The sequence below is a fragment of the Chamaesiphon minutus PCC 6605 genome (genome assembly GCF_000317145.1).
Taxonomy (GTDB): Bacteria; Cyanobacteriota; Cyanobacteriia; order Cyanobacteriales; family Chamaesiphonaceae; genus Chamaesiphon; species Chamaesiphon minutus.
This window is the reverse complement of sequence record NC_019697.1, coordinates 577,761-600,697: the sequence shown is the minus strand read 5'-3', so window position 1 is coordinate 600,697 and position 22,937 is coordinate 577,761. Positions and strand designations below refer to the sequence as shown.

The 22,937-nt window shown below is 47.1% G+C and carries 26 protein-coding genes, 1 tRNA gene, 1 other RNA gene and 1 pseudogene; 13 read left to right on the top strand and 16 right to left on the bottom strand.

The window, feature by feature from the left end:
* Positions 1-25 precede the first annotated feature (25 nt).
* The 3 genes from CHA6605_RS02775 to purC all read right to left on the bottom strand — a co-directional run bounded on the left by CHA6605_RS02775 (position 26) and on the right by purC (position 3,702).
* Positions 26-331: a hypothetical protein gene (locus CHA6605_RS02775; RefSeq protein WP_051038655.1), complete on the bottom strand. Its 306-nt coding sequence runs from the start codon at positions 329-331 to the stop codon at positions 26-28.
* Between the two features lie 432 nt (positions 332-763).
* Entirely contained in the window at positions 764-2,893 is a 2,130-nt protein-coding gene (locus CHA6605_RS02770; protein ID WP_015158026.1) for a BamA/TamA family outer membrane protein, read from the bottom strand.
* A gap of 80 nt (positions 2,894-2,973) precedes the next feature.
* A complete protein-coding gene (gene purC / locus CHA6605_RS02765) occupies positions 2,974-3,702 on the bottom strand; it encodes a phosphoribosylaminoimidazolesuccinocarboxamide synthase (protein WP_015158025.1) in 729 nt (242 codons plus the stop codon).
* A 438-nt stretch (positions 3,703-4,140) separates the two neighbouring features.
* On the opposite strand from purC, the gene CHA6605_RS02760 reads away from it, so the two are divergent.
* The gene (locus CHA6605_RS02760) at positions 4,141-4,413 is read left to right on the top strand and encodes a DUF7219 family protein (RefSeq protein ID WP_015158024.1); all 273 of its coding nucleotides are present in this window, start codon (positions 4,141-4,143) and stop codon (positions 4,411-4,413) included.
* A gap of 150 nt (positions 4,414-4,563) precedes the next feature.
* Here the strand turns inward: CHA6605_RS02760 and CHA6605_RS02755 are convergent, their stop codons facing one another.
* Together CHA6605_RS02755 and CHA6605_RS36040 are read right to left on the bottom strand one after the other, a co-directional pair.
* Positions 4,564-5,694, bottom strand: a complete 1,131-nt coding sequence (locus CHA6605_RS02755; RefSeq protein WP_015158023.1) for a glycosyltransferase family 4 protein — start codon at positions 5,692-5,694, stop codon at positions 4,564-4,566.
* 75 nt (positions 5,695-5,769) lie between these two features.
* The gene (locus CHA6605_RS36040; protein ID WP_015158022.1) at positions 5,770-5,892 is read right to left on the bottom strand and encodes a hypothetical protein; all 123 of its coding nucleotides are present in this window, start codon (positions 5,890-5,892) and stop codon (positions 5,770-5,772) included.
* Between the two features lie 35 nt (positions 5,893-5,927).
* Here CHA6605_RS36040 and CHA6605_RS02750 point away from each other — a divergent pair.
* Together CHA6605_RS02750 and CHA6605_RS36035 are read left to right on the top strand one after the other, a co-directional pair.
* A tRNA-Val gene (locus tag CHA6605_RS02750) sits at positions 5,928-6,000 on the top strand.
* Positions 6,001-6,329: 329 nt separating this feature from the next.
* Positions 6,330-6,455 (top strand): hypothetical protein, encoded by a 126-nt coding sequence (locus tag CHA6605_RS36035; RefSeq protein ID WP_269744559.1) that lies wholly within the window; start codon positions 6,330-6,332, stop codon positions 6,453-6,455.
* A 15-nt stretch (positions 6,456-6,470) separates the two neighbouring features.
* On the opposite strand, the gene CHA6605_RS02745 is transcribed toward CHA6605_RS36035, so the two are convergent.
* On the bottom strand, positions 6,471-6,800 hold the full coding sequence (locus CHA6605_RS02745; protein WP_015158021.1) for a winged helix-turn-helix transcriptional regulator: 330 nt from the start codon (positions 6,798-6,800) through the stop codon (positions 6,471-6,473).
* A gap of 100 nt (positions 6,801-6,900) precedes the next feature.
* Here CHA6605_RS02745 and CHA6605_RS02740 point away from each other — a divergent pair, with 100 nt between their 5' ends.
* Together CHA6605_RS02740 and CHA6605_RS02735 are read left to right on the top strand one after the other, a co-directional pair.
* Entirely contained in the window at positions 6,901-7,635 is a 735-nt protein-coding gene (locus CHA6605_RS02740) for an SDR family oxidoreductase (RefSeq protein WP_015158020.1), read from the top strand.
* Positions 7,636-7,779: 144 nt separating this feature from the next.
* Positions 7,780-9,063 carry an MFS transporter gene (locus CHA6605_RS02735; RefSeq protein ID WP_015158019.1) on the top strand — a complete coding sequence of 428 codons (1,284 nt, stop codon included), beginning with the start codon at positions 7,780-7,782 and terminating at the stop codon, positions 9,061-9,063.
* 106 nt (positions 9,064-9,169) lie between these two features.
* Here CHA6605_RS02735 and CHA6605_RS02730 read toward each other — a convergent pair whose 3' ends face one another.
* From CHA6605_RS02730 to rnpB, 5 genes are all read right to left on the bottom strand, one after another.
* Positions 9,170-9,961: a transporter substrate-binding domain-containing protein gene (locus tag CHA6605_RS02730; RefSeq protein WP_015158018.1), complete on the bottom strand. Its 792-nt coding sequence runs from the start codon at positions 9,959-9,961 to the stop codon at positions 9,170-9,172.
* 75 nt (positions 9,962-10,036) lie between these two features.
* The gene (rplT, locus tag CHA6605_RS02725) at positions 10,037-10,393 is read right to left on the bottom strand and encodes a 50S ribosomal protein L20 (RefSeq protein WP_015158017.1); all 357 of its coding nucleotides are present in this window, start codon (positions 10,391-10,393) and stop codon (positions 10,037-10,039) included.
* A gap of 125 nt (positions 10,394-10,518) precedes the next feature.
* Positions 10,519-10,716 carry a 50S ribosomal protein L35 gene (gene rpmI, locus CHA6605_RS02720; RefSeq protein WP_015158016.1) on the bottom strand — a complete coding sequence of 66 codons (198 nt, stop codon included), beginning with the start codon at positions 10,714-10,716 and terminating at the stop codon, positions 10,519-10,521.
* A gap of 145 nt (positions 10,717-10,861) precedes the next feature.
* Positions 10,862-11,569: a ribonuclease III gene (rnc, locus tag CHA6605_RS02715; protein ID WP_041548637.1), complete on the bottom strand. Its 708-nt coding sequence runs from the start codon at positions 11,567-11,569 to the stop codon at positions 10,862-10,864.
* 80 nt (positions 11,570-11,649) lie between these two features.
* Positions 11,650-12,097, bottom strand: an RNA gene (gene rnpB / locus CHA6605_RS32205) — RNase P RNA component class A.
* A 285-nt stretch (positions 12,098-12,382) separates the two neighbouring features.
* Between rnpB and CHA6605_RS02710 the strand changes: the two genes are divergently transcribed.
* The 3 genes from CHA6605_RS02710 to def all read left to right on the top strand — a co-directional run bounded on the left by CHA6605_RS02710 (position 12,383) and on the right by def (position 13,870).
* Positions 12,383-12,805, top strand: coding sequence for a peptidylprolyl isomerase (locus CHA6605_RS02710; protein ID WP_015158014.1), 423 nt, complete (start codon positions 12,383-12,385; stop codon positions 12,803-12,805).
* 136 nt (positions 12,806-12,941) lie between these two features.
* A complete protein-coding gene (locus CHA6605_RS02705; RefSeq protein ID WP_015158013.1) occupies positions 12,942-13,307 on the top strand; it encodes a hypothetical protein in 366 nt (121 codons plus the stop codon).
* 32 nt (positions 13,308-13,339) lie between these two features.
* Entirely contained in the window at positions 13,340-13,870 is a 531-nt protein-coding gene (gene def, locus CHA6605_RS02700; protein ID WP_015158012.1) for a peptide deformylase, read from the top strand.
* A 113-nt stretch (positions 13,871-13,983) separates the two neighbouring features.
* Here the strand turns inward: def and CHA6605_RS02695 are convergent, their stop codons facing one another.
* From CHA6605_RS02695 to CHA6605_RS02680, 4 genes are all read right to left on the bottom strand, one after another.
* Positions 13,984-14,298 carry a hypothetical protein gene (locus CHA6605_RS02695; protein WP_015158011.1) on the bottom strand — a complete coding sequence of 105 codons (315 nt, stop codon included), beginning with the start codon at positions 14,296-14,298 and terminating at the stop codon, positions 13,984-13,986.
* A gap of 178 nt (positions 14,299-14,476) precedes the next feature.
* Positions 14,477-15,052 (bottom strand): TIGR04376 family protein, encoded by a 576-nt coding sequence (locus CHA6605_RS02690; protein ID WP_015158010.1) that lies wholly within the window; start codon positions 15,050-15,052, stop codon positions 14,477-14,479.
* 231 nt (positions 15,053-15,283) lie between these two features.
* Positions 15,284-16,186 carry an alpha-ketoglutarate decarboxylase gene (locus tag CHA6605_RS02685; RefSeq protein WP_015158009.1) on the bottom strand — a complete coding sequence of 301 codons (903 nt, stop codon included), beginning with the start codon at positions 16,184-16,186 and terminating at the stop codon, positions 15,284-15,286.
* Between the two features lie 67 nt (positions 16,187-16,253).
* The gene (locus tag CHA6605_RS02680) at positions 16,254-17,783 is read right to left on the bottom strand and encodes a YifB family Mg chelatase-like AAA ATPase (protein WP_015158008.1); all 1,530 of its coding nucleotides are present in this window, start codon (positions 17,781-17,783) and stop codon (positions 16,254-16,256) included.
* A gap of 425 nt (positions 17,784-18,208) precedes the next feature.
* Here CHA6605_RS02680 and CHA6605_RS02675 point away from each other — a divergent pair, with 425 nt between their 5' ends.
* On the top strand, positions 18,209-19,459 hold the full coding sequence (locus CHA6605_RS02675) for a dicarboxylate/amino acid:cation symporter (protein WP_015158007.1): 1,251 nt from the start codon (positions 18,209-18,211) through the stop codon (positions 19,457-19,459).
* A 217-nt stretch (positions 19,460-19,676) separates the two neighbouring features.
* On the opposite strand, the gene CHA6605_RS02670 is transcribed toward CHA6605_RS02675, so the two are convergent.
* Positions 19,677-19,997, bottom strand: a complete 321-nt coding sequence (locus tag CHA6605_RS02670; protein WP_015158006.1) for a hypothetical protein — start codon at positions 19,995-19,997, stop codon at positions 19,677-19,679.
* Between the two features lie 280 nt (positions 19,998-20,277).
* Here CHA6605_RS02670 and msrA point away from each other — a divergent pair, with 280 nt between their 5' ends.
* The 4 genes and pseudogenes from msrA (at position 20,278) to CHA6605_RS33535 (ending at position 22,762) form a co-directional block, all read left to right on the top strand.
* The gene (msrA, locus tag CHA6605_RS02665) at positions 20,278-20,943 is read left to right on the top strand and encodes a peptide-methionine (S)-S-oxide reductase MsrA (RefSeq protein ID WP_015158005.1); all 666 of its coding nucleotides are present in this window, start codon (positions 20,278-20,280) and stop codon (positions 20,941-20,943) included.
* Between the two features lie 169 nt (positions 20,944-21,112).
* A complete protein-coding gene (arsS, locus tag CHA6605_RS02660) occupies positions 21,113-22,129 on the top strand; it encodes an arsenosugar biosynthesis radical SAM (seleno)protein ArsS (RefSeq protein ID WP_015158004.1) in 1,017 nt (338 codons plus the stop codon).
* A gap of 2 nt (positions 22,130-22,131) precedes the next feature.
* Positions 22,132-22,281, top strand: a pseudogene (locus CHA6605_RS32355) (alcohol dehydrogenase); the annotation flags it as partial.
* 325 nt (positions 22,282-22,606) lie between these two features.
* Positions 22,607-22,762, top strand: a complete 156-nt coding sequence (locus tag CHA6605_RS33535; protein WP_157259739.1) for a hypothetical protein — start codon at positions 22,607-22,609, stop codon at positions 22,760-22,762.
* Positions 22,763-22,937: the final 175 nt, after the last annotated feature.

The window sequence follows — 22,937 nt, the reverse complement described above, 5'->3', positions numbered from 1 at the left end:
TTACCATTACTTTGACTCGCAGATATTAACCGCGACGGCGATAAAGGCTGCACACGATCCGGCCATCCTGGCGCGATCGAAATGATGCGGTATTGCCATCTAAGTCGGTAATTAATCGCTCCCGACAGTCATACGATGCTCTTGGTAGTTCGCTCCCGTCGATACTGACCATGGCCTGATATTGCCAATAATTTTTCGCGCTGCGCTTAATGTTGACGATACAAATCCGATGACCGTCCACCACGCGACAAAATTCCGCGCGCGCTGGAGCTACGCTCGTCAACCAGAGTAATAAACCGATCGAAATTAACTTTAGTACAGATGTAAGCAACGGGGGGATGGGTATATGAGTAGATGGGTGGATGGGTCTACGGTGTATACACATCTCTAGAAATGAGTCTAATTGGTGGGAATCCCCCTAAATCCCCCTTAAAAAGGGGGACTTCCGGATCTAGTTCCCCCCTTTTTAAGGGGTTGTGGCGCGATTTTAGAACACTTGTGGACGTATGAAGGGACTTCCGGATCTAGTTCCCCCCTTTTTAAGGGGGGTTAGGGGGGATTTAGATCTCAAAACGAAGTCCAACCGACTTGTGTATACATGGTAGGTGGATAGGTGGATGTGGAGATGGGAACGGGGAAAGAGGGGGGATTGGGAGAGAGGAAAAACTAGAAAAGGACGCTTGCCTTCAAACTTTCTATCCACTATTGAGTATCCACTTCCCACTACCCACTATCCCTTATCCCCTATTCCCTATCCCCTAATTTAGAATCTTTCCCCGATACCAAACTGAATCCGCGTTTCATTGATGTTATTGAGCGCGTAGTCGATCCGAATTGGCCCGATGGGGGAATTGATTCGGATGCCCGCACCATAACCAAAGCCATTACCAGGTTTGCTGCGAACTCCGGCTGGATTGCCAGGAACGCTGCTACCAGTGCCCAGATCGCTACCATAGTCGGCAAAAAATGACCCACCGACGATCGAGATTAAGGGAAAACGATATTCGGCAGTCGCCTGAATATAACTGCGTCCCGAACCGACATCGCCATCTTCATAGCCGCGAACAGAGCTAGTACCGCCTAAGCTAAACGCCTCGTAAGGCGGTAAGTCGCCTAAAACGGTACCACCTTGGATATTGAATACCAATGCCTGAGAACCAGGTGTAAAATTAATCAACTTCACAGGAGTATAATTGGTAAAACTCGCCCGCGCTCTGGTCATCAAGATATTAGCATTACCGATGGGTACCGACTGATCCAGTCCCAGTTTTAGCAGCGTACCTTGAGTCGGATCGCTAAAACTGTTGCGTAAATCTTGGGTCAGTCCGAGTTGTACCATCAACAGATCGTCTTCTCCGGTACCGCTAAAGCTCAATTGACCGCCTCTAGAGTCTACAGGAACGATCGCCGAGCCATTGATATCCCGCACGGAGACTTTTTGGTATTGTACTCCTAACGAAGCCCGCCAAGCACTATCGCTAAATGGATCGCCATTGAGCGGACGACTGAAGGTAATCCCGCCTCCCTGTCTGACGATCGTCGGTGTATCGGTAGTTCCCGGTACGAAAGCGGGAGTTTTACCGCCACCATATACTAGTGAGTACGATCGCCGTTGAAAAACATTAACGTTATACGATGTCCGATTGGGGTCAGTGGCAATCCAAGGATCGGAAAAGTTCAGGTCGTAGAGTGTATCGCGAGTACCGATTTGCAGCTCGGCACCTAATTTTTGGGCATTACCGCCGACGTTTAATTGGTTGTAGCTGATACTCCCGAATAAACCGTTAGTAGAACTAATACCACCCCCAGCTAAGATCGAAGAGGTTTTCCGCTCGATGACGTTGAACTGCAAGATCACCTTAGCTGGATCGCTACCAGGGGCAAATGATACGCGCACGTCGTCAAATATCCCCAAGCCAAAAATCCGCCGCAGGTCTTTTTCAGCAGTAGCGCGGTTAAAGATTTTACCTGGTTTTAGTTCGGCTTCGCGCGTGACAATAAAAGGACGTGTATTGCCGCGAATCGGTTCTTTCTTATCATCGACTAACGAACCCTCTTTATTGATAAAGCGCACCTGCACGTCTTCAATCAAGCCTTCTGCGATTACTAGCGTCAAAGTCCCGTCAGCATTGAGTTCTTGGACATCTACCACTTGCGCCAGGTTGTAGCCCTGCTTTTGGTAAAACTCATTTAATTGTTTGATCGCTGCTTGGAGTTCGACCGCATTTAATGGTTTGCCATACTGGCTCCCAAAGATGCTATCGATGTCTGCTTGTTTGATAACGGTAGTGCTATTAGCGGGTAGAGTTCTAATCTGTACCTGTCGCAAACCACCGTATGGGGTCACCAAAAAGCTCAACCTGACGCCTTTGCTCGTGTCTTCAGGCACAATTTCCACGGCGGAGAAAGCACCTAGAGCTTTGATGGCATTGAGATTTTGCTCTAGTTGTTCGCGAGTGGTGGGTTGTCCGGGTTTAACTGTCAGAACTTGACGCACTCTCGATTCTAGTTCTGGGGCTAATGCGCCTGTCGGACTTTTGATGATGATATCCGAGACTAATACTTGTGTTTGACCCTTGGCTGGTAGGGTAGTTGGGGCTTGACTCTGGGGAGTTGTCGCATTTGGCTTGGTCGTGCCTGCGCTCGGTTTTTTGACTGGCTTGCTCCGAGGCGTAGGTTTGCGGGTTTTCGATCGAGATTGAGCGAGCAGATCTTTGGCTGTCGGTAAGTTATCCGTAACACCCAATGATTTTTTTTCGACAACCGTGCTAGCCAAACTATTCTGAGACACTAGTCGATCGATCCGAGTAGATTCGGCATGTGCGGGAAGCTGAGATATATGGCCGATCGTGGCAACTGTGGTAACTAAAAGTAAGTTAAATTTCAATTTCATGTTTTCGTATAGTGAATAGTAGTTAGTAGCTAGTGGTTGGAGTAGATATTATCTGCTCGAAACCGCATCTCCACCGAACTCTATGTTCTGACTCCAAGAACTCTGGCTAAAACTTGTTGATAGGCGTCCTCAATATTGCCCAGATCGCGGCGGAACCGATCTTTATCTAGGACTCGTAAATTGGGATCGGGTTCCCCAGTCAGCCACAACCGACAACTGTCGGGACTGATTTCATCGGCGAGCAAGATCTGGTTGTGGTTGTCTACGCCAAATTCAATTTTGAAGTCAACTAGTGTAATTCCGCACAGTTGGAAAAACTCTTGGAGGATAGTATTAACTTGTAAAGCTTTGGAGTGTAGACTCTCTAGTTGCTCTGGGGTGGCCAACTCCATCAACAACAATCGATCGCGAGTCAGCAATGGATCGCCCAAAGCATCGTCTTTATAGTAAAACTCTACCAACGGCTGCGGCAAAATCGTCCCTAGAGAGATGCCTGTCTGTTGGCACAGACTACCTGCGGCAATATTTCTGACCACTACTTCGATCGGCAAGATCCGTACCGACTTCACCCGCATTTCGTGTGCCGAGGGACAATCGATAAAGTGCGTGGCAATGCCCTTAGCTTCAATTTCTCTAAATAAGTGCGCCGCAATTTGACAGTTGATTTCGCCTTTGCCGACGATCGTGCCCCGCTTTTGGGCATTGAAAGCAGTTGCATCATCCTTGAAGTACGCCAGCAATATGTCTGGATCGTCTGTAGCGTATAGAATTTTCGCCTTACCTTCGTAGATCTGTGGATGACAATTCATGCTGAAATAGTTAAAATTATAAGAGCATTACCAAGTTTTAATTAAAAATTTGGTAGTAGTTAGCAAGCATTCGTCAAGAGCCAACACTTAGATCTTAATCTCCAACGTTCCACTTGCGATCGCTAAGAACGAGAAAAAGTTAAAATAGGCACACTTTTAATTCAGCATCGTCTTCTAAAATGCGGTTGACGTTGATTCATCCCAACCCTTTAAATTACGGTCATACACGTTCGATCCCTTCAAACCTACCTTTGGTTAAAGAGGCTCCCAGCCTTACTCTTGCTGTAAAGAATCGGGTCGAGTTAGTCAGACTGTAATTGCAATCTTACAACCAACGTTCGCCAAGTGGCGATCGACAATCGCCACCCGGCGGGTAAGATCGGACACCAGTATAAATTTTTGTCTACAAATTTATCGCAGCACCAGGAAGCAATATAAATGTCTAAACAGAGTGACTTCTTTTTGTATCAGAATAACCGTTACAACGGCGAGTTTAAACCAGAAAATCTGGTTTTTAATAGTAACTTGCAAGAATTTACACAAAAAGTTAGTTACATTTGTAGCCTAGAGACTGCGGGCAAGCTCACACCCGAAGAATCTTACAAACAAATTAAAGCTCTGTGGAAAGGACTCAAACGCAGTAAAAAAATGCTCGGCATTGGCGCAGACAGTGATGACGAGCCACAAGACCCAGGTGAGTATGCGGAGTAAGCGAGTGTAGGTGGCCAGAGGGGGAGACGAGGGGACGGGGGGACGGAGGGACAGGAGGGACGGGGGGACATTTCCAACCTGCAATCCGCAATCCAAAATCCAAAATCCAAAATCCAAAATCCAAAATCCAAAATCCCTACCAATCCACCCCTACCCCTTACCGCCGACTCTGGCTCCGACTACTTGCCGATAGTAGCCTTGGAGTTGTTGCGTAGCTGCCGACCAACCCCAACGTTCGGCTTCCGTCCGGGCATTGTCGCGAAGCTGAAGATTGGCAGATGGATCGGCGAAAAGTTTTTGGGTAGCAGAGATCGCGCCTTGCGGATCTTGCGGATCGAAGAGATAACCATTCTGGCCATCGGTGACAATATCGGGAATACCACCAGAGCGTGCAGCAATTACCGGACAGCCAGCCGCCATCGCTTCGAGCAATACCAAACCTAAAGTCTCCGTCCGCGATGGAAAAATAAACGCATCGGCAGCAGCATAAGCTGCGGCTAGTTTTTCGCCACCCAAATAGCCGACGAAATGAGTCGGCGTATCGGCAAAGTAACTTTCCAATACCGCTCGATGCGGGCCATCGCCAACGATCGCCAGCCGCGCGCCAGGGATGGCTGCGAGAACGGGTTTTATTTGCTCGATTTCTTTCTCAGCCCCAAGTCTGCCCACATACAACAACAAGTGGCTTGCTGGCTCACCTTGACTTAAATGCTCGCGCATTGGAGCTGTCATTTTATTGGGATGAAAAGTTTCGGTATCTACTCCCCGCTGCCACAAGTCTACTCGCTCGATGCCACGATCGCTCAATTCTCGTACCATCGCACTAGAAGTACAGAGATTTAACTGCGCTTGATTGTGCGCCCCTTTAAGTAGCTCCCACAATAAACCTTCAAAGATGCCCAACCCATAGTGGTCGAGATATTTGGGCAAATGAGTATGATAAGAAGCGACCAACGGAATTTGGCTGGACTTGGCATAATAAATTCCGGCTAGCCCTAAGACCGCAGGATTGACGACATGAATTAAATCTGGCTGAAATTGGGCTAATTGTTGGCCGATTTCCGGTCGGGGTAGAGCTAGTTTGAGTTCGGGATAGAGTGGGAGCGGAAACGCCGACAGCCCATAAATTTTTGCACCATGGTAAGACTGCAATCCCCCATCCGGACAAAAAACCAAGACCTCATCGCCATGCCGAGTAAGCTGTTCGATCGTGTGCTTGAGTCGAGTAACAATTCCATCGACTTTTGGTAAAAAAGTTTCGGTGAATAGAGCGATACGCATCGTTGAGCAGATATTGGGAATCTTGGCGGCAGTGTTTTAGTAGCGATCCGATAGATCGTCTCCTAGGTACGTATGTTACCTGGCTTTGGCGGCGATCGCGCTAAAATTTATCGTCAGTTGTGGCTGCCGATTCTCATTCTGAGAGGCTCCGCCAACGAGGCGATCGAAATAATCTACTGTTACCACTTGACTAGGCATTAAATCTCAGCTATATTAGTTAAGCGTCAAATCGCGGACGGTTAGCTCAGTTGGTAGAGCTCCTGCCTTACAAGCAGGCTGTCACAGGTTCGAGTCCTGTACCGTCCATTTTAGTGTGCTTATTTGCGTTATTATAGCTCTTGTGTACTACTGTATTAAAGAGTCTCAAAATGAGACAGACTATATATAGTGTCTCTATTTGGGGACAGATCGAGGAAAGAGAAAATTGCATGACTTTTACGATCGATCTCGTAAGGGTCTTTTTTTGACGAATAAATAACCTGTAGTGTCTTCTAATTCAGTTGCCGAAAGATATTAATCTGTTGAGGACACGATCGCCACGATCGTTCAGTTCTTGCTCGGAGATGGCGCGTATGCCATCAAACTTCTGCGTAGATGCGATCGTTAAGCTCTAGATCGCTAATGGTTTTTAAACAATGGGGACAAGTCATACAGTAGAACAAAGAACAAATTACCGTAATTATCGTGAAGCTGGCAACGATGGAAAATTCGCCAACGGTACATATCTCGACGATCGTGGCGAGATTGCTTGGTACGGGTGATTGAGTCAAGTTAGATTAACTATTTATCCGCTGTAAATGTTCTTTGCCCCAATCGCAAAGAGGAATTAATACCGGAATAATCGTTTTTCCATAATCTGAGAATGAATACTCAACTTTAAGCGGTACTGTCGATCGAACATTTCGCACGATAATCTCGTCTTTTTCGAGTTCGCGCAACTGTTGCATCAACATTTTTTCGGTAATATTGGGGATCGATCGTTTGAGTTCGCTAAAGCGTTTTGGTTCATCTTTTAAATACCATAAAATTAATAATTTCCATTTACCACCCAACACTTTGAGAGTGGTTTGGACGAATACAGCACCTGTTGGTTGTTCTAATTGCAACTATTTTGCTCCTCAATAACACTTACAAAAAAGTAAGTACTTTCCAAATCGCAATTGGAAGCTATACCGTAGTAGTTAAGTGAATTAACCAATTAATATCATGCCATTATTAACGGGAAAAGTCGCCATTGTCACCGCTTCGTCGCGGGGCATCGGACGCGCAGTTGCCAAACGCTTGAGCCGAGATGGTGCCGCCGTCGCCGTGAATTATATCTCTTCGCCAGAGCTAGCTGAAGCCGTGGTAACAGAAATCATCGCCACTGGCGGTAATGCGATCGCCGTGCAAGGTAGTGTCGCCAATAAAGCAGATGTGGCACGCTTGTTTGATGAAACGGAGCAAAAGTTAGGCGCGATCGATATTGTCGTGAATGTCGCAGGTGTATCGGTATTTAAACCACATCTCCAGTTGACAGATGACGACTTTGAGAAGGTATTTGCAGTCAATGCTAGAGGCGCGATGTACGTGTTGCAAGCTGCCGCAGCGCGTGTCAAAGATGGTGGACGGATCGTGCAGTTTTCGACGGGAGGGACGATGATGCCGATCCCCGCTGGTGGCATTTATGCCGCCAGCAAAGCCGCAGGCGAACGGTTTGCGTTCGCGCTGGCAAAAGAGATCGGACATCGACAGGTGACGGTGAACGTTATTTCGCCTGGAGTTACCGATACAGATGGGTTAATCATGCCTAAAGAAGCGATCGATAATTTAATCGGGCAAACACCCCTCGGACGCTTAGGACAACCAGGCGATGTGGCAGATGTGGTGGCTTTTCTGGTAAGCGACGATGCTCATTGGGTGACAGGACAAAATATCCAAGCTAACGGGGGGATTTTGTAAATATTAAAGCAAGTTGCTAGTTATGAGTTTTGAATGAAAAAAGGGAAGGGGTCGAGGGAAAAGGGTCAAGGTAGAATGTTCGCTCGTTTACCCATTTCCCATTTCCCTTTTCCTAACTTTTGGCGATAGCCAGCAACTGACGTTATGAGTCTAACTCGTGCCCATACCAAGCTCATTAGAATTAGAACAAACCTATTAAACCGCAAAAGCGATCTGATGCCGAACCCCAATGCTTGGACGACCAAATTGACGATATTCTTGGCCAGTAGTTTGACAGTAATGGCAGGTGCCACGGTTTCGCCGTCGCTACCTGCGATGAAACAAAACTTTGCCAGTACCATTACAGATCCCGATCTCCTCACGACTCTAGTCAAGTTAGTTATTACATTGCCAGCCCTATTTATTACGATCGGGTCGCCGATTGCAGGGTTGATTATAGATCGATTCGGACGCAAACCATTACTACTGGTCGCGACGATCTTGTATGGTTTGGCTGGAACTTCAGGGCTTTATTTGGAGAGTTTACCTGCAATTTTAGTAGGGCGAGCCTTTCTAGGTTTGGCTGTGGCTGGCGTAATGGTCAGTGCCACCACTTTAATTGCCGATTACTATAGCGGCCCCGCACGGGCGGCTTTTATGGGGCTACAGGCGGGATTTATGGGCTTGGGGGGCGTATTATTTCTGACACTCGGCGGCGCGCTGGCGCAGCAAAATTGGCACTATCCCTTTGGTATTTATCTATTTGCATGGGCGATCGTGCCGTTAATTATGGCGTTTATCCTGGAACCCGATCGGGCTAGATCTCTCGATCCGCGTGAAATTGAAGAGTCTGAAGCACAAAGCTCCTCGCTGCCTGTTGCCGTGCTGGCGATCGTGTATGGATTGACTACACTCAGTCAAATTGCTTTTTATCTAATTCCCGTGCAGTTGCCATTTTTTCTGGAAACTTTGGTGCGCGCACAACCATCGCAGAGCGGCTTGGCGATCGCCTTGTGTACCTTATTTAGCGCGCTGGCTTCAGTTACTTATGGCAAACTCAAACAACGGATGGAATTTATCACCTTTCTACCGATAATTTTTGGCTTGATGGGCATTGGCTACTTGTTAATCGGTCAATCTACTAACTGGCTACAAGTTCTGACTGGACTAGCGATCGCGGGCATGGGGCTGGGAATTTTGATGCCCAACATGACGGTTTGGCTTAGTACTACCGTACCCGATGCTGTGCGGGGTAGAGCATTGGGCGGTCTTTCGACAGCAATGTTTCTAGGGCAATTCTTATCGCCGATCGTCACCCAACCATTTACCAAACCGCTCGGTTTCGGTGGCGTTTACGCCTTGACTGGTGGCATTTTAATCGTCGTCGCTTTAGCATTTGCAGTCTTTAAATCGCAAGTGCGCAACTTAACTCGCTCTCAGGCAATCTAATTCATACCATTTTGGATTTAGGATTTTGCGGATGCAACTATATGGAGAGTGGAGAAGCATGTATTGCAACAGGTAGCAGCTTACGTTGCCCGCCACCCATCCACCCCTACAATCCCCAGTACTTAATCCGCTGCTGGAGCCAGCCGTCGGCTTGCCAGCGTTCGATCGATCGATCGACTAGTTCTCGCAATGGCTCGTATTGCATCCCCTTAGGGATAACGATGCCCAAGGCTTCGGTAGATAATTTATTGGGCAAGAGCCGATATTTTGGCTCGGTTTTGCTCCATCCGAGCAGCAGACTCCGATCTGCGGCGATGGCGACGACTTTGCCTGTTGCGAGTAGCGATTGTGCTTGGCGATAGTTATTTACGCCGACTAATTTTGCTTCGGGGATTGTAAATTGCAGCGAAGCAATGGTTGTGGAATTATTTAGTACAGCAACTTTTTTGCCTACTAAGTCACTGTTTTTGACGATGTTAGCTCGATCTGTAATTATTGCCGTGCCATCTAAATAATAATAACGACTAAAGTCAACTACTCGCGATCGAGTTGGTGTAATGGTGACTCTAGCAATTGTCAGATCGACTTTACCGTCGATGGCTACTTTGAGTCGATCTTGATTGGCGACGGGGACGAGTTGAATTGATTCTGAATTGCCAAATATTTCGGTGGCTAATTTACGGGCGATATCGATTTCCAAGCCCTGTAAATTCCCCGATCGATCTCGCGACCCAAGTAGTGGTAAATTATCTTTGACTGCGACGATTAATTTTCGGCGTTGTTGAATTTCTCTGAGGGTTCCGGCTTGAATTGGCATTTGCCAATTACCGATAATTGAGATCGATAGTAAGGCGAAGAATAAAGATTTAAATCGATTAAATTGGCGTTTATTCTTCATAGCAAAGTAACTAGTGGATAGTGAATAGTGGATAGTTAGTATTGCTCTATCCACTATTCACTATCCACTCGAAATCTATTTCGCTGCGGTGGCGGCTAATTTGACTACTGCTTCAAAGCTAGCCGGATCGAGGATGGCAATTTGCGCGAGCATCTTGCGATTGAGTTGGATGTCGGCTTTTTTCATATTGCCGATCAGTTGGCTGTAGCTCATACCGTGTTGACGAGCAGCCGCGTTGATCCGTGCGATCCACAAACGGCGGAAGTCGCGTTTTTTCTTCTTACGGTCGCGATAGGCATTCCGTAATGCCTTCATTACTTGTTGGTTAGCAATCCGATAAAGTTTAGAGTGAGAACCTCTAAAGCCTTTTGCTAACTTGAGAATTTTGTTGCGGTGCTTCCGCGCCACGTTACCGCGCTTTACCCGAGTCATAATTTAAATGATGTTAGTTGGTGATTAAAATTGCTCTACGGCATTATAGATAGTTATTAACTTAACTATCGTCAGTCCTCAAGCTACCAGTGTCTGAATCTTACAAATTATCGAAATTCGATAAGTTACAAGTAGGGGAGCATCCCACGTACTCTGAGTACGTCAGTCTCGTCAACCGCAGTTGCCTTCGATAGGCTCCGACGACGATCGGCGTTTTTGTGTTCGAGCAGGTGGCTCTTAAATGCCTTACGGCGCATGATTTTACCACTGCCGCTAGCGCGAAAACGCTTCGCTGCTGCTTTGCGGCTTTTGAGTTTCGGCATGGAATTTTTAGGATGTTAAGACACAATTTACCATTATACTCGATCGATGCTGTAAATGGATAGGTGTTAGGCTTTAGGCGTTAGATATTAGGCTTTGGGTGTTAGGTCAAGAAGGGGGACGCAGCGCATCCCTAAAGCCTAAAGCCTACCCCCTAGCCTGCTCCATCAACTGCGTATAGGCTGCTTTCGCAGCGGCTTGTTCGGCAGCTTTTTTTGATTGTCCGGTACCCGTACCGAGATGTCGATCGCGAAACCAGACTTCGGCGATAAAGCGTTGAAACCTATCGATTTTGACCGCATCTTCGCGGACGCGATATTCTGGGAGAGCTTTATAGTGTGCTTGCGTCCATTCTTGGAGCGCATCTTTATAATTTTGCCGTGCGGGATCTTGGAGGATTTCGGTGGCTAATTTTTGAAAATGTGGATCTAACCAGGGTCGGATTAATTTAAGATTGTGCGTTGTCAGATATAGCGCGGCTAAAACTGCCTCAAACGCATCCGCTAGGCGCGACACGCGTCCGGAGGGGTCGCCGACGGCTGAGGCGGCGAGAGTGAGATAGCGATCGAATCCATAACTATCAGCTAGTTGCGCCAAGATTCGATCGCTCACTAACACTTTCCGAATCGCCGAAAAGTCACCGACAGATTTGTCAGGATACGTTTCCCATAAAAATTCTGATGCGGCTAAACGAACGACTGAATCGCCGATAAATTCTAACTGTTCGTAGTTAGGCGTTCCTACTGTCGGATGCGTCAACGCAATATCCAATAACGACCAGTCGAGCTGCGTATCTCCAGGCAATCCCAACTGAATAATCAACCTTATTAATTCTTGTTGTCGCCGTGGATACATCAGTAATTTTGTACGTGCAAAAAACAGAGAAGGGCGCATCAAATGGGAGGAAACCTCCCGTTTGTGTGCGTTAAAATAAGAAAGAGAGTCGGACGTAAGCCGGGTTCTGTTATCTCTTGCGAGACGGCGGTTATCTATCTGGGTAGTTTGTTACCAAGTACCTCAAGCGGATCGTAACGGAACGGGGAAAAGACCAACCTTTGCTCCTGCCTTGCTTCCAACCGGGGTTTACCGAGCCAGTACCTCTCGATACTGCTGGTGCGCTCTTACCGCACCTTTGCACCCTTACCAATCTAGGAGTTAGGCTTTAGGCTTTAGGCTTTAAGGAACAAGAAATCGGGAATTCTCCCTAACATCTAAAACCTAATACCTAACACCTAAAGCCTAAAACCTAATTCTGGCGGTATTTTTCTGTGGCACTATCCTCACGATCGCTCGCACTGGGAATTACCCAGCAAGTTTGGTCTTTGGGAAGCCCGGACTTTCCTCGAATTCGACGAGCGAATTCGCAACCACCTCACCTACTCTCTCTCGATTATCTATTGTACATGGTCATCATCAGACATCTATCAGTTATTTCACAGATCGAGTTATGGCTCGATCGATAATCGAATTAAAATTATCGAGATCTAGAATTCACCTCTAAAGAAATTTTAATTGGTTTAGCTGTATCGATTATTGCTGGTGATGCCAAACTAGTTGGTTTCATTCCTGCTGGAAATTAACACTCGATCGTGTTGCTGAGTTACTCTCAACGACGAGCCAACTCAAAAACTGCGCTAAAATAGTCTGGCTATCTTTCATCCCATAACTATGACTCGCGCAACGATCGAAACGGAAAAAGGCAATATCAATATCCAGTTTTTTGATGCTGATGCTCCCAACACTGTCAAAAACTTTGTCGATTTGGCAGAAAAAGGTTTTTACGACGGATTGACTTTTCACCGCGTCATTAATAATTTCATGATTCAAGGTGGTTGCCCTCAAGGTACTGGTACTGGCGGCCCTGGCTACAAGATTAAGTGTGAGATCAATCCCAATAAGCACAAAGCAGGGACGCTCTCCATGGCACATGCAGGTAAAAATACTGGCGGCAGTCAGTTCTTTATCTGCCATTCTCCTCAGCCGCATTTAGACGGGGTACACACTGTTTTCGGTCAAACTGAAGATATGGACGTCGTCAATGCTATTAAAGGTGGCGATAAGATGCTCTCAGTTAAGATTCAACACGACTAAGGGATATGGGATAGGGAATAGGGGATAGGCTTTAGGTTTTAGGCTCTCTATCTCTCCTAGTCTCCCCCTCTCCCAGTCTCCCCCAGTAAAATCACAGATACAGATTAAATGTCTGAAACTACCACATAAGCAGCATATGTCCATCAGCATTGAAACCGATCTCAGAGATATCCTCAACAAATTAGACCAACGGTTTGAGAGGATGGAAACAAATATTACCGATTTGAAAGTTGGGCAGGCCGAACTCAGAGGACAGATTAATACTCTCGATGAAAAGGTAGAAGGACAGATTAATACTCTCGATGAAAAGGTAGAAGGACAGATTAATACTCTCGACGAAAAGGTAGAAGGACAGATTAATGCTCTCAACGAAAAGGTAGATGGATTATCTAAACGATTCGATAGCCTAGAATTCACCTCTAGAGGAATTTTAATTGGTTTAGCGGTAGCCATTATTGCTGGCGGTGCCAAACTATTTGGGTTCATTCCCACTGCAAATTAATACTCGATCGTGCTACTAAGGTACTCTCAATCATGAGTAAAATTCTTCAGATTTCGGAAATTGGTAGTCCGATCTTACGCGATCGATCGACTGCGATTGCGAATCTTGCCGATCCACAACTTGACGAGTTAATTGACAATCTGATGGCGACGGCTCATTCTGCCAATGGTGTTGGTATTGCCGCTCCACAAGTTGCTTCATCCATTCGACTATTTATCGTCGCATCGCGTCCTAGTCCGCGCTATCCCCACGCGCCGACGATGGAACCTACAGCCATGATAAATCCAGAGATTGTCGCTCGATCTGGCGAGTTAGTTGCAGGTTGGGAAGGGTGCCTGAGCGTACCAGGACAGCGCGGTTTGGTGTTAAGAGATCGCGCGATCGAGGTTAAATATTTTACTAAGCATGGAGAGTTAGTCCGACAAGAGCTAACTGATTTTGTTGCCCGAATTTTTCAACACGAACTCGATCATTTGGATGGCATTTTATTTCCCGACCGAGTCTCCAATCCTACCGAATTAATTACAGAAGCCGAATATATGAAAATCGCCTTCGATCGTTAACACGCGACGAGGAAGTTTGTTAATTAATAAACGATAGATCGTGAAATCATTGGTGCGTTATCCTGTGGAGTAACACACCCTACAACTATCAACTATCAACTATCAACTATCAACTACCTTGCGCCACCGCTAAAAAATTTGTAGGTGACTAAAAAGCAAGCAACATTAAGAGCTGCGATCGCTAGTGAGCCAAGTAGCAAGCCTTTACTAAATCCCTTAACTCTGCGTTCGATCGACCAACGTAATAATGGTAAAACGTAGATGAGTTGGATCGCACCGATCGAAAAAACTACCGACATAAACATCGGTGATAGGGTATTAAATAACAGGGCGATAAAGATGATTAAAATATCGATCCCAAATACGGTGACAATCCCGGCGATGGTATCGCCAACATGAGACTTTTTAAAAATGGGGGTTCTGAGCATAGCGGTCTATTAATATAGTTTCTATAGATATCTCTTTCTGCTATTGGCTGACACAACTAGGTCAGTGACAGAGATATCGGCCAGTCACCATACTTCAATATGTATGATGCCATGACATGATTTCAGTAATCTTACCAGACTACAGCAATCATATCTAAAGGTTTATTTAATAATCAGCCTATTTACTTAAGTTACGTTTTAGCTTCTCAAGTTCTTCATCTGCCTCCCACCGCCGAAATTGGGCATCTAGGGGATCGGCAGAATTGCTGGTACTAGTATAATTATTTACCGACCCCCAGTTGTTATTACTACTACTAACGGCGGCTTGAGTACGTGCTGCTTGGGCTGCTGTGGTTTTGGCTTTGACTTCGGCGCGCCGATTTTTAATGGTCTGTAGCAATTCTTGAGCCTTGACGGTGCGCTCTTTTAAACCTTGCATCTTACCCCAGAGTTGATTGCCTTGAGGGAGGAGGGCATTGACGCGCTCTTGGGCAGGTACGGCTAGATCCACTCGTCCGGCGGCAGTTGCTTTCTGGACGCGATCGTACCAGCTTTTGATTTCTTGAGCGGTATTGAGGATTTCTTTCTCGGTTTGTTTTTCTTGCGCTCGCAAGTCTACGATCAACTGCTCGGTATCAGCTTCTTGTTCGGCTAGTTGAGCACCAATAACCTGTAGTTCTAAGTGCGGATTTTTACTCAGAAAGTCATCGATCTGACTTTCGAGAAAGCGGTTCATGTCTTCGATTAGACCCATGGGGGAGAGGGTAGGGGGTAGGGTGGAAGGATTTAGGCTGTGGGCTTTAGGCTTTTAAATTGAAAATAGGGAGAATTCAAAATTCGATTCTCTGAGGGAGAGGCTACGCCAACGAGCGTGCAGATGACGATCGGTTCTTTCGATTTTAACCCGTACTCAGATTTTACAACTCCATCTAAAGCTTTATGCCCAGAACCTAAAACCTAAAGCCTAAAGCCTAACCTCTAAAGCCTAGAATTTCTGACCGACATCAAGCGAGCGGATTTGGCCGCCTTTTTGTTTGATGGTGACTTCGCCTTTGGCAACAGCCACTAAAGACCACTTGCTGGTGCCAATTTGTTGACCGACACGAATAGTTTGGGTTTGACCGTCGATCTGAAAAATGGCACCAGGACGATTGGTTTTGTCTAGAGTTTTGACGAGTGCGATGGGGGTGGTGACGGCTGCTGGGCTAGCAGAAATTGGTGCTGTGACGATCGCGCTAGGAGCGTTGGTAATAGTGGGGTTTGCCGCTGCTGGAGTTGTCAAAGCGGGTTCGGGAATGTTGGCGGCGGGTGCGGGGGCTACAGGAACTCGATTTGTTGCTTCGATTTTGGCGATCGATTTACGCATGTAGTCGGCAAATTGCGCGTCTGCGGGCGAGACTTGCTGAGATTGGAAGGGCAGCCAACTAGTATCGATATTCGGCATGTCGATCTTCCGTTCTTTTACCAGCCAAAACAGCAGACTGCCTGCGGCGATGGCGGTGATGCCAAGTCCCGATCCTACCATCAGCCAAATTGGGAGCGATTTTTTGCGCTTGGGTACGGTGGTTGGCGGTGCATCGTCGATCGAATCGTCCGAAAATGATGGCTCCGCGCCAGTGAAAGATCCTGCGGCGGGATAGTAATGAGAATCAGATTGCGGCGATTGTGCGGGAGGATAGTGGCGGGTGGAATCTGTGTTTTTGTGCTGGGCGCGCTCGATGGCGGATGAAGAGTCGGCTTCGAGATCGCCGCTGAGGAGTTCTTCGATATCTGCAAATAAGCGATCGAGCGAGCGATCTGCATGGGCATTGACTTTGCTGAGGAGGTCGCGTTGGCGTCTCTCCTGCGGCGAACCAGGGGCGGGAACTGCGGGGTTTTGGTTAGTCATGTTTCGGGTATTGGGGGGTGACTAGGAATTAGTTTACCGCAATCTAATTCTTCTAGATGGGAGGATTTTACTGCATTCGATCGATCGTCCGATATTGAATTGCTTCGGCGATGTGCGGGGGTTCGATCTTATCGGCGTTTGCGAGATCGGCGATGGTTCTGGCAACTTTAATAATGCGATCGCTCGCGCGTGCTGACAATCCTAACTTACGGATGGCTGTTTCTAATAATTGCCGACTGCTCTCGTCGAGCGGACACCAGGTGCGCAGTTCTCGACTTTGCATCTGAGCATTGCAGACGATACCGGGTGCGGTTGCAAAGCGCGCTCTGGCTTTGTCGCGTGCCGCTTGGACGCGGGGGCGCACTGTGGCCGAATTTTCGCCTGTGGGTCGATCGGTAATTTCCTCTGGTTTGAGGCGATTTACGGCAACTTGGAGGTCGATCCGATCCATCAGGGGGCCAGATAGTTTTGCCCAATAAGTCTCGCGCTGACGGGGATTACAGGTGCAAGCCTGGATCGTATCTCCATAATAACCACAAGGACACGGATTCGTGCTAGCGACGAGGGTAAATTGGGCGGGGAAGGAGACAGACTGACGGGTGCGGGAGATGGTGACATGTCCATCTTCTAATGGTTGACGCAAAAATTCGAGCACGTCGCGTTTGAACTCAGTTAATTCGTCGAGAAATAAGACGCCGCGATGGGCGAGGGATATTTCCCCAGGACGCGGAAATGAGCCACCACCAACGAGTGCAGGACCCGATGCCGAATGGTGCGGACTGCGGTATGGTCGATCGCATACCAAAAAGCCGCGTTCTTTAAGCAAGCCAGCGACAGAATGAATTTGTGTAACTTCGATCGCTTCATCAAAGCTCAAGGGTGGGAGAATCCCTGGCAACCGCCGCGCCAGCATCGTTTTCCCGCTGCCTGGGGGGCCGACAAAAATCAGATTGTGTCCGCCTGCTGCGGCAATTTCCAGGGCGCGACGGGCGTGGGCTTGGCCTTTGACATCGTGGAGATCGGCACACTCTAGCTGGGGTTGGGCGAGTTTGCCCGTGACATCGACTTTCATCGGCTCGAACCGATCGGGGTCGTTGAGGAAAGAGGCAACTTCAGCCAGATCTCGCAAGCCATAGACTTGTAAGCCTTGAACCACGGCTGCTTCGCAAGCATTCGCGGCGGGTACCACCAATCCGGTAATGCCCATTTTTTGAGCGGCAGCCGCGATCGAGAGCACGCCCGCAACGGCGCGTAAACTGCCATCTAAGGACAGTTCGCCCAAAAATAGATAATCCCCTAACAACTCACCGCTGACCTGGTCTGAGGCGGCTAGGATGCCCACACAGATGGGTAAATCGAAACTGGGGCCTTCCTTGCGTAAATCTGCTGGCGTTAAATTAATCGTGATGCGGCGGATCGGATAGGCAAATCCCGCATTTTTAATCGCTGTTTTGACGCGCTCTTTGCTCTCTTGGACGGCCACATCTGGCAAGCCGACGACGGTAATTCCGGGCAAGCCGTTGGCAACATCGACTTCGACACCTACTTTGACGGCCTCGATGCCGATAATTGTCGCACTCCAAACTCTGGCTAGCACGGTGAATCTTCCTGTTACTCGTGGATTATTTTGCTTAGTTAACCATGAGACGGATGTCGTGCGTAACGATCGAATGTCGGAATTTTTAGGCGTTAGGCGTTAGGTTTTAGATTTTAGGTAGAAGGCAGAGGGAATGAGGTAACTGGGGAACAGCAGTGTCGCTGCCTTTTGCCAGCAGAGGACGATCGATCGTCGTAGCCTTACCTTCTTACCCACTACCCATTCACCCATCTACCCATTTACCCATCTACTCACTCTCATCGACTCAGCCAAAAGCGTGGCAGGTGATGTAAATATTTGTGTTAAGTTTTGATTGGTGCCGTCTTTCGACAAATGATGTTAAATCCACACTGAACTAAAAAGTAAAGTACTAATCGCCCAATCTATTTCCTAAAGCCTAATACCTAAAACCTAAAGCCTAATTTATGAATTTGTCTGCACTAATCCTGATTGCCCTCGCCGTTGGCATGACGTTTGGGACTGTTTTAAATACTACATTTCCGCTGGCGATCGGGCCGCTCGATCGATATTTACTCGCACCGATTGGGGCGGGATTTTTACGGATCATTCAATTTGTAGTAGTGCCGTTGATTTTCTCATCCTTAATTTTGGGTGTAAATCGGATTCAGGGGACGGGGCAAGTGGGGCGATATGTATTGAAGCTGATGACTTGTTATGTGGTGACGAGTACGATCTCGCTATGTATCGGGATGGCAGTGGCAGTGGGTCTGCAACCTGGGGCGGGAGTGACGGGTTTTGAGATTCCAGCGGTAACTGATGCTCCAGCGACTTTAGATTCGATCGATTGGTTAGTGAGTCTGATTCCGACTAATCCGTTAGGCGCGCTTAGTAGTGGCAATCTCTTACAAGTGATTATTTCGGCGGCTTTATTTGGGACGGGAATTCAGATGGCGCAAGCGCAAGCCAAGCCATTTGTCGATTTATTAGAAAGTATTTATGTAATTAGTGAAAAAGTCTTATCGGTAATTTTATATATTGCTCCAATTGGCGTATTTGCCTTGATTAGTTCGACGATCGCGACTCAAGGGCTGGGGCTAATCGTGAGGCTGTCTTGGTACGTACTGGGATTATTTATTTCCACGTTAATTATGGCGAGCTTTTATCTCATTTTACTAACAGTTATTAAAGCCGAACCTGGAAAGTTTTTCCGCAGTTTAATGCCATCTTTTTTCCTCGGATTTGGTACTGCAAGCTCCAATGCTGTGTTACCAATGGTCTTGCAAAATATGCAAGAAGGGTATGGCTTGCGACCGGAAATTGCTAGTTTTGCACTGCCATTAGGTACGGCACTAAAACGCGATGGGGCGACAATTTTGCAAGGATTCAACGCAATTTTTATCGCCCAGATCTATCATGTACCGCTAACGCCATCGTTATTATTTTCGATCGGGTTGAGTAGTTTCTTGGTCTCTTTTTGTACTCCTGGCGTACCGGGTTCGGCATTAATTACGATGGCGACGGTATTAGCTGCGGCGGGATTGCCATTAGAAGGAATTGCCATTGTCGCGGGTATCGATCGATTGACGGATGGATTTAAGACCGTGTTAAATGTGGTGGGCAATAGTACCAATGCCATTCTCCTGAGTCTGTGGGAACCAGCTCCCGCATCGCATACACCAGAATTGATAGCAGCTCCCATTCGCGAACGCGTCTAGAGCAAGCACTGTAGTTCGGACGAGCTGTATCGATCCGATTGGCACGATCGATTATTTATCGGTCGTGCCAATCGGAGTTTAGTGCGTTATTCGCGCTCGATCGGAAAGGGGGATGACTAGCAGTACCTAGTCATCCCCCAATAGATAGATGCTCTACCGAACGAGTTTTGATATTTTAGAAAGAATAGACATGGTATCGCTCGGTCGGCGACCTTAGCTAATTCTCGGTATTTAGTGCCGATTTAGCCAAGAGACTATCCAATCTGTCAGCAGACCAGTATTCTGAGGGATAAGCGACCGCCGAAATCGAGGCTAACCTAACTACCCATGTCACCCGCTGGAAGATGTATTCCGATGACTCGTCCTCGCTACCGGGAACCAAAATCAATACCTCAACAAAATCGCGATCGATCCCAATCGGAATCCCGAAGTAACTTTTGTCGCGGGTTTCAAACCAAACTTTAATCCCGTCTTGCATTGCAGCTTTCAAGCGTTGGTACAAGAGACTAGATTCTTTGACTTCAGACTTTTTGGCCATAGTTACGATCGATATCCAGGTAAAATGTTAATCCGTGCAGTCAATCCGCGATCTCCCAAAGCACTATTTACGCGATCGCTGGCTGCTTAGCCAGTAATTATATACCTGACTATCCACAAACAACCAGGTTGTCAAGTCGCAAAATACGAATCCTTCAACATTTTATCGAAGCCGTTGGATGCGTTACAGTTATTGAAGATACCGACATTTGCAACCCGATCTATACAGACTATTGTGGCTGACAAGTCGTCGATCTTCACACCCTAAATTAACTAAAATTATGCTATCCAACCTCTTTGGTGGTAAAAAATTAACTATTCCCGCGCCAGCAGATGCTTTGCCCGGTAGAGCAGAAAAGATGGCCATTCCCGCCAAGCACTTTGTCAATGGCAATCCTTTGGCACCACCATACCCCGACAACATGGAAAAAGCGATATTTGGGATGGGTTGCTTTTGGGGTGCCGAACGTAAATTCTGGCAACTGCCAGCAGGCGTCTATATTACCGCTGTGGGCTATGCGGCTGGCAGCACGCCCAATCCCACTTATCAAGAAGTTTGCAGTGGTTTGACGGGTCATAATGAGGTGGTACTTGTGGTATTCGATCCCGCAGTCATCACCTACCAACAACTGCTCAAAGTCTTCTGGGAAAACCATAATCCCACTCAAGGAATGCGTCAAGGTAACGACGCGGGTACGCAGTATCGATCGGGTATCTATTGTTACTCGGATAGTCAGATGCAATTAGCGCAAGCTTCTAAGGTAGCTTATCAAGCAGCTTTAGATAGTGCTGGTCACAAAGAGATTACCACCGAGATTTTAACAGCACCAGAATTTTACTATGCCGAAGCCTACCACCAACAATATTTAGCCAAGAATCCTGGCGGCTATTGCGGCTTGGGCGGGACGAATGTTTGTATGCCAGAGAATTTGTCGGTGGCGAGTTAGGCTCAAGGCTAAATTCGTACAAGTAAGGCGTAGCCGGAGGGTACCCACGTTTCGGTTGCGCTCAATGTAATCAAGCGACGTTGATTTTATTAATATTTTTGTATGGATGCAATAATATAAGCTGACTCACATCAGCAACATGTGCAAGTCTCTACCTTCTAGTCTCTAAATGCTTCAACCATCCGCCGCTCCAGAATTATTTGCTGCCCACATTACTCCATTTCCCGAGCGGCTGGACTCCGCGCTAGTCAAGCAACCGATAACAATCCTTCAAGTAAATCTTGGCAAACGTTGCAACCTTGCCTGTAGCCATTGCCATGTAGATGCTAGTCCCCATCGTACCGAGGAGATGTCCGATCGGGTTGCCGATCGAGTTATCGAACTAATCCAGACATTTCCCCAAATCAAAACCGTCGATCTTACGGGTGGCGCGCCAGAACTTCTCAATGGTTTCAAACCGATTCTAGCAGCAGCAGTTAATACGGGCAAACAAGCGATCGTTCGTTCCAATCTCACGATCTATTTTGTGCCGGGATATGAGGATATCCCAGAATATTGTGCCAACCATCACGCGCATATCGTCGCTTCGTTACCCTGCTATTTAGCCGATAATGTCGATAAAATGCGCGGACAGGGAGTATTTGATGCTTCGATGCGCGCACTGCAATGGTTAAATCGGTTAGGCTATGGTAGCGACCCAAGTTTGCAACTAGATCTAGTATATAACCCCCCCATTCCCACATCGACAAATTTTCGATTGACGCCCGATTCGGTAGCACTAGAACGAGATTATAAGCTGTTCTTTCAAGAACATTTTGGTGTATGTTTCAATCATCTCTTGACAATCACTAATCTCCCGATCGGTCGCACTAAATTTCAATTAGATCGTCACCAGCTTACTCTACCTTATTTACAATTTCTAGAGTCACATTACAATCCTAAGACGGTAGCAAAATTGATGTGTCGCGACCAACTATCGATCGATTATCTAGGAAATATTTATGATTGTGATTTCAATCAGATGACAAATCTTCCTGCTCTAACTAGGAATGGTGAAATCCTGACAATCGATCGATTATTAGCTGCAGGTACTCTTGATTTAATTAACGAAATTCAAACCAAACCTTATTGTTATGGATGTACTGCTGGCGCGGGTTCTAGTTGTGGCGGTGCTTTAGTATCATAATTTTGGTTCCGGTGGGAGAGATGCGCTCTAATGAAGTGGTGTTAGTGACGGCAGCAGCGGGCGGAACGGGGCATCTGGCGGTACAATTGGCGAAGTTAGCTGGCAATCAGGTCATTGGCACTTGTGGTGACGATCGCAAAGCAGCATTACTCGCAATACGGTTCGGTTAAACACCAATCGTGAGTTAGTTGCTCCGGTTTAGGTTGAAATCCCCCTAAATCCCCCTTAAAAAGCTACGGTGTATACACAAGTCTGGATAAAAGCGAAAACCCTATAAATCCCCCTAAATCCCCCTTAAAAAGGGGGACTTCCGGATCTAGTTCCCCCCTTAAAAAGGGGGGTTAGGGGGGATTCAGATCTCGAAACGAAGTCCAACAAACTTGTGTATACACCGTAGCTTAAAAAGGGGGACTTTTAAAGCCCCCTTTTTAAGGGGGTTGGGGGATTCAGATCTCAAGCGAAGCTAACCGAACCGTATTGGCATTACTCGCACCATTGGGATGCGATCGAATTATTAACTATCGCACAGAAGCTCTCGATCGAACTCAATTTAACGGCATAGAATCGATTCCAACCGCTGTTAAATATCTACTCGACGGGCAAAACTGCGGCAAATTAGTCTTCAGATTTTAGAGAATATTTAGGGGCAAACGGCGATCTTCTCGATCGATGCTGAGGGCAGTTGATGGACGTTCTCGATTTTGACAAAGCCAGAGCTAGCTTTAAACTTTAATCCGATCGATAGATGCCGCGAATCTTAATTAATAGTAAAACTTAATATATATCTCAGCCACAGACTCAAACCTGC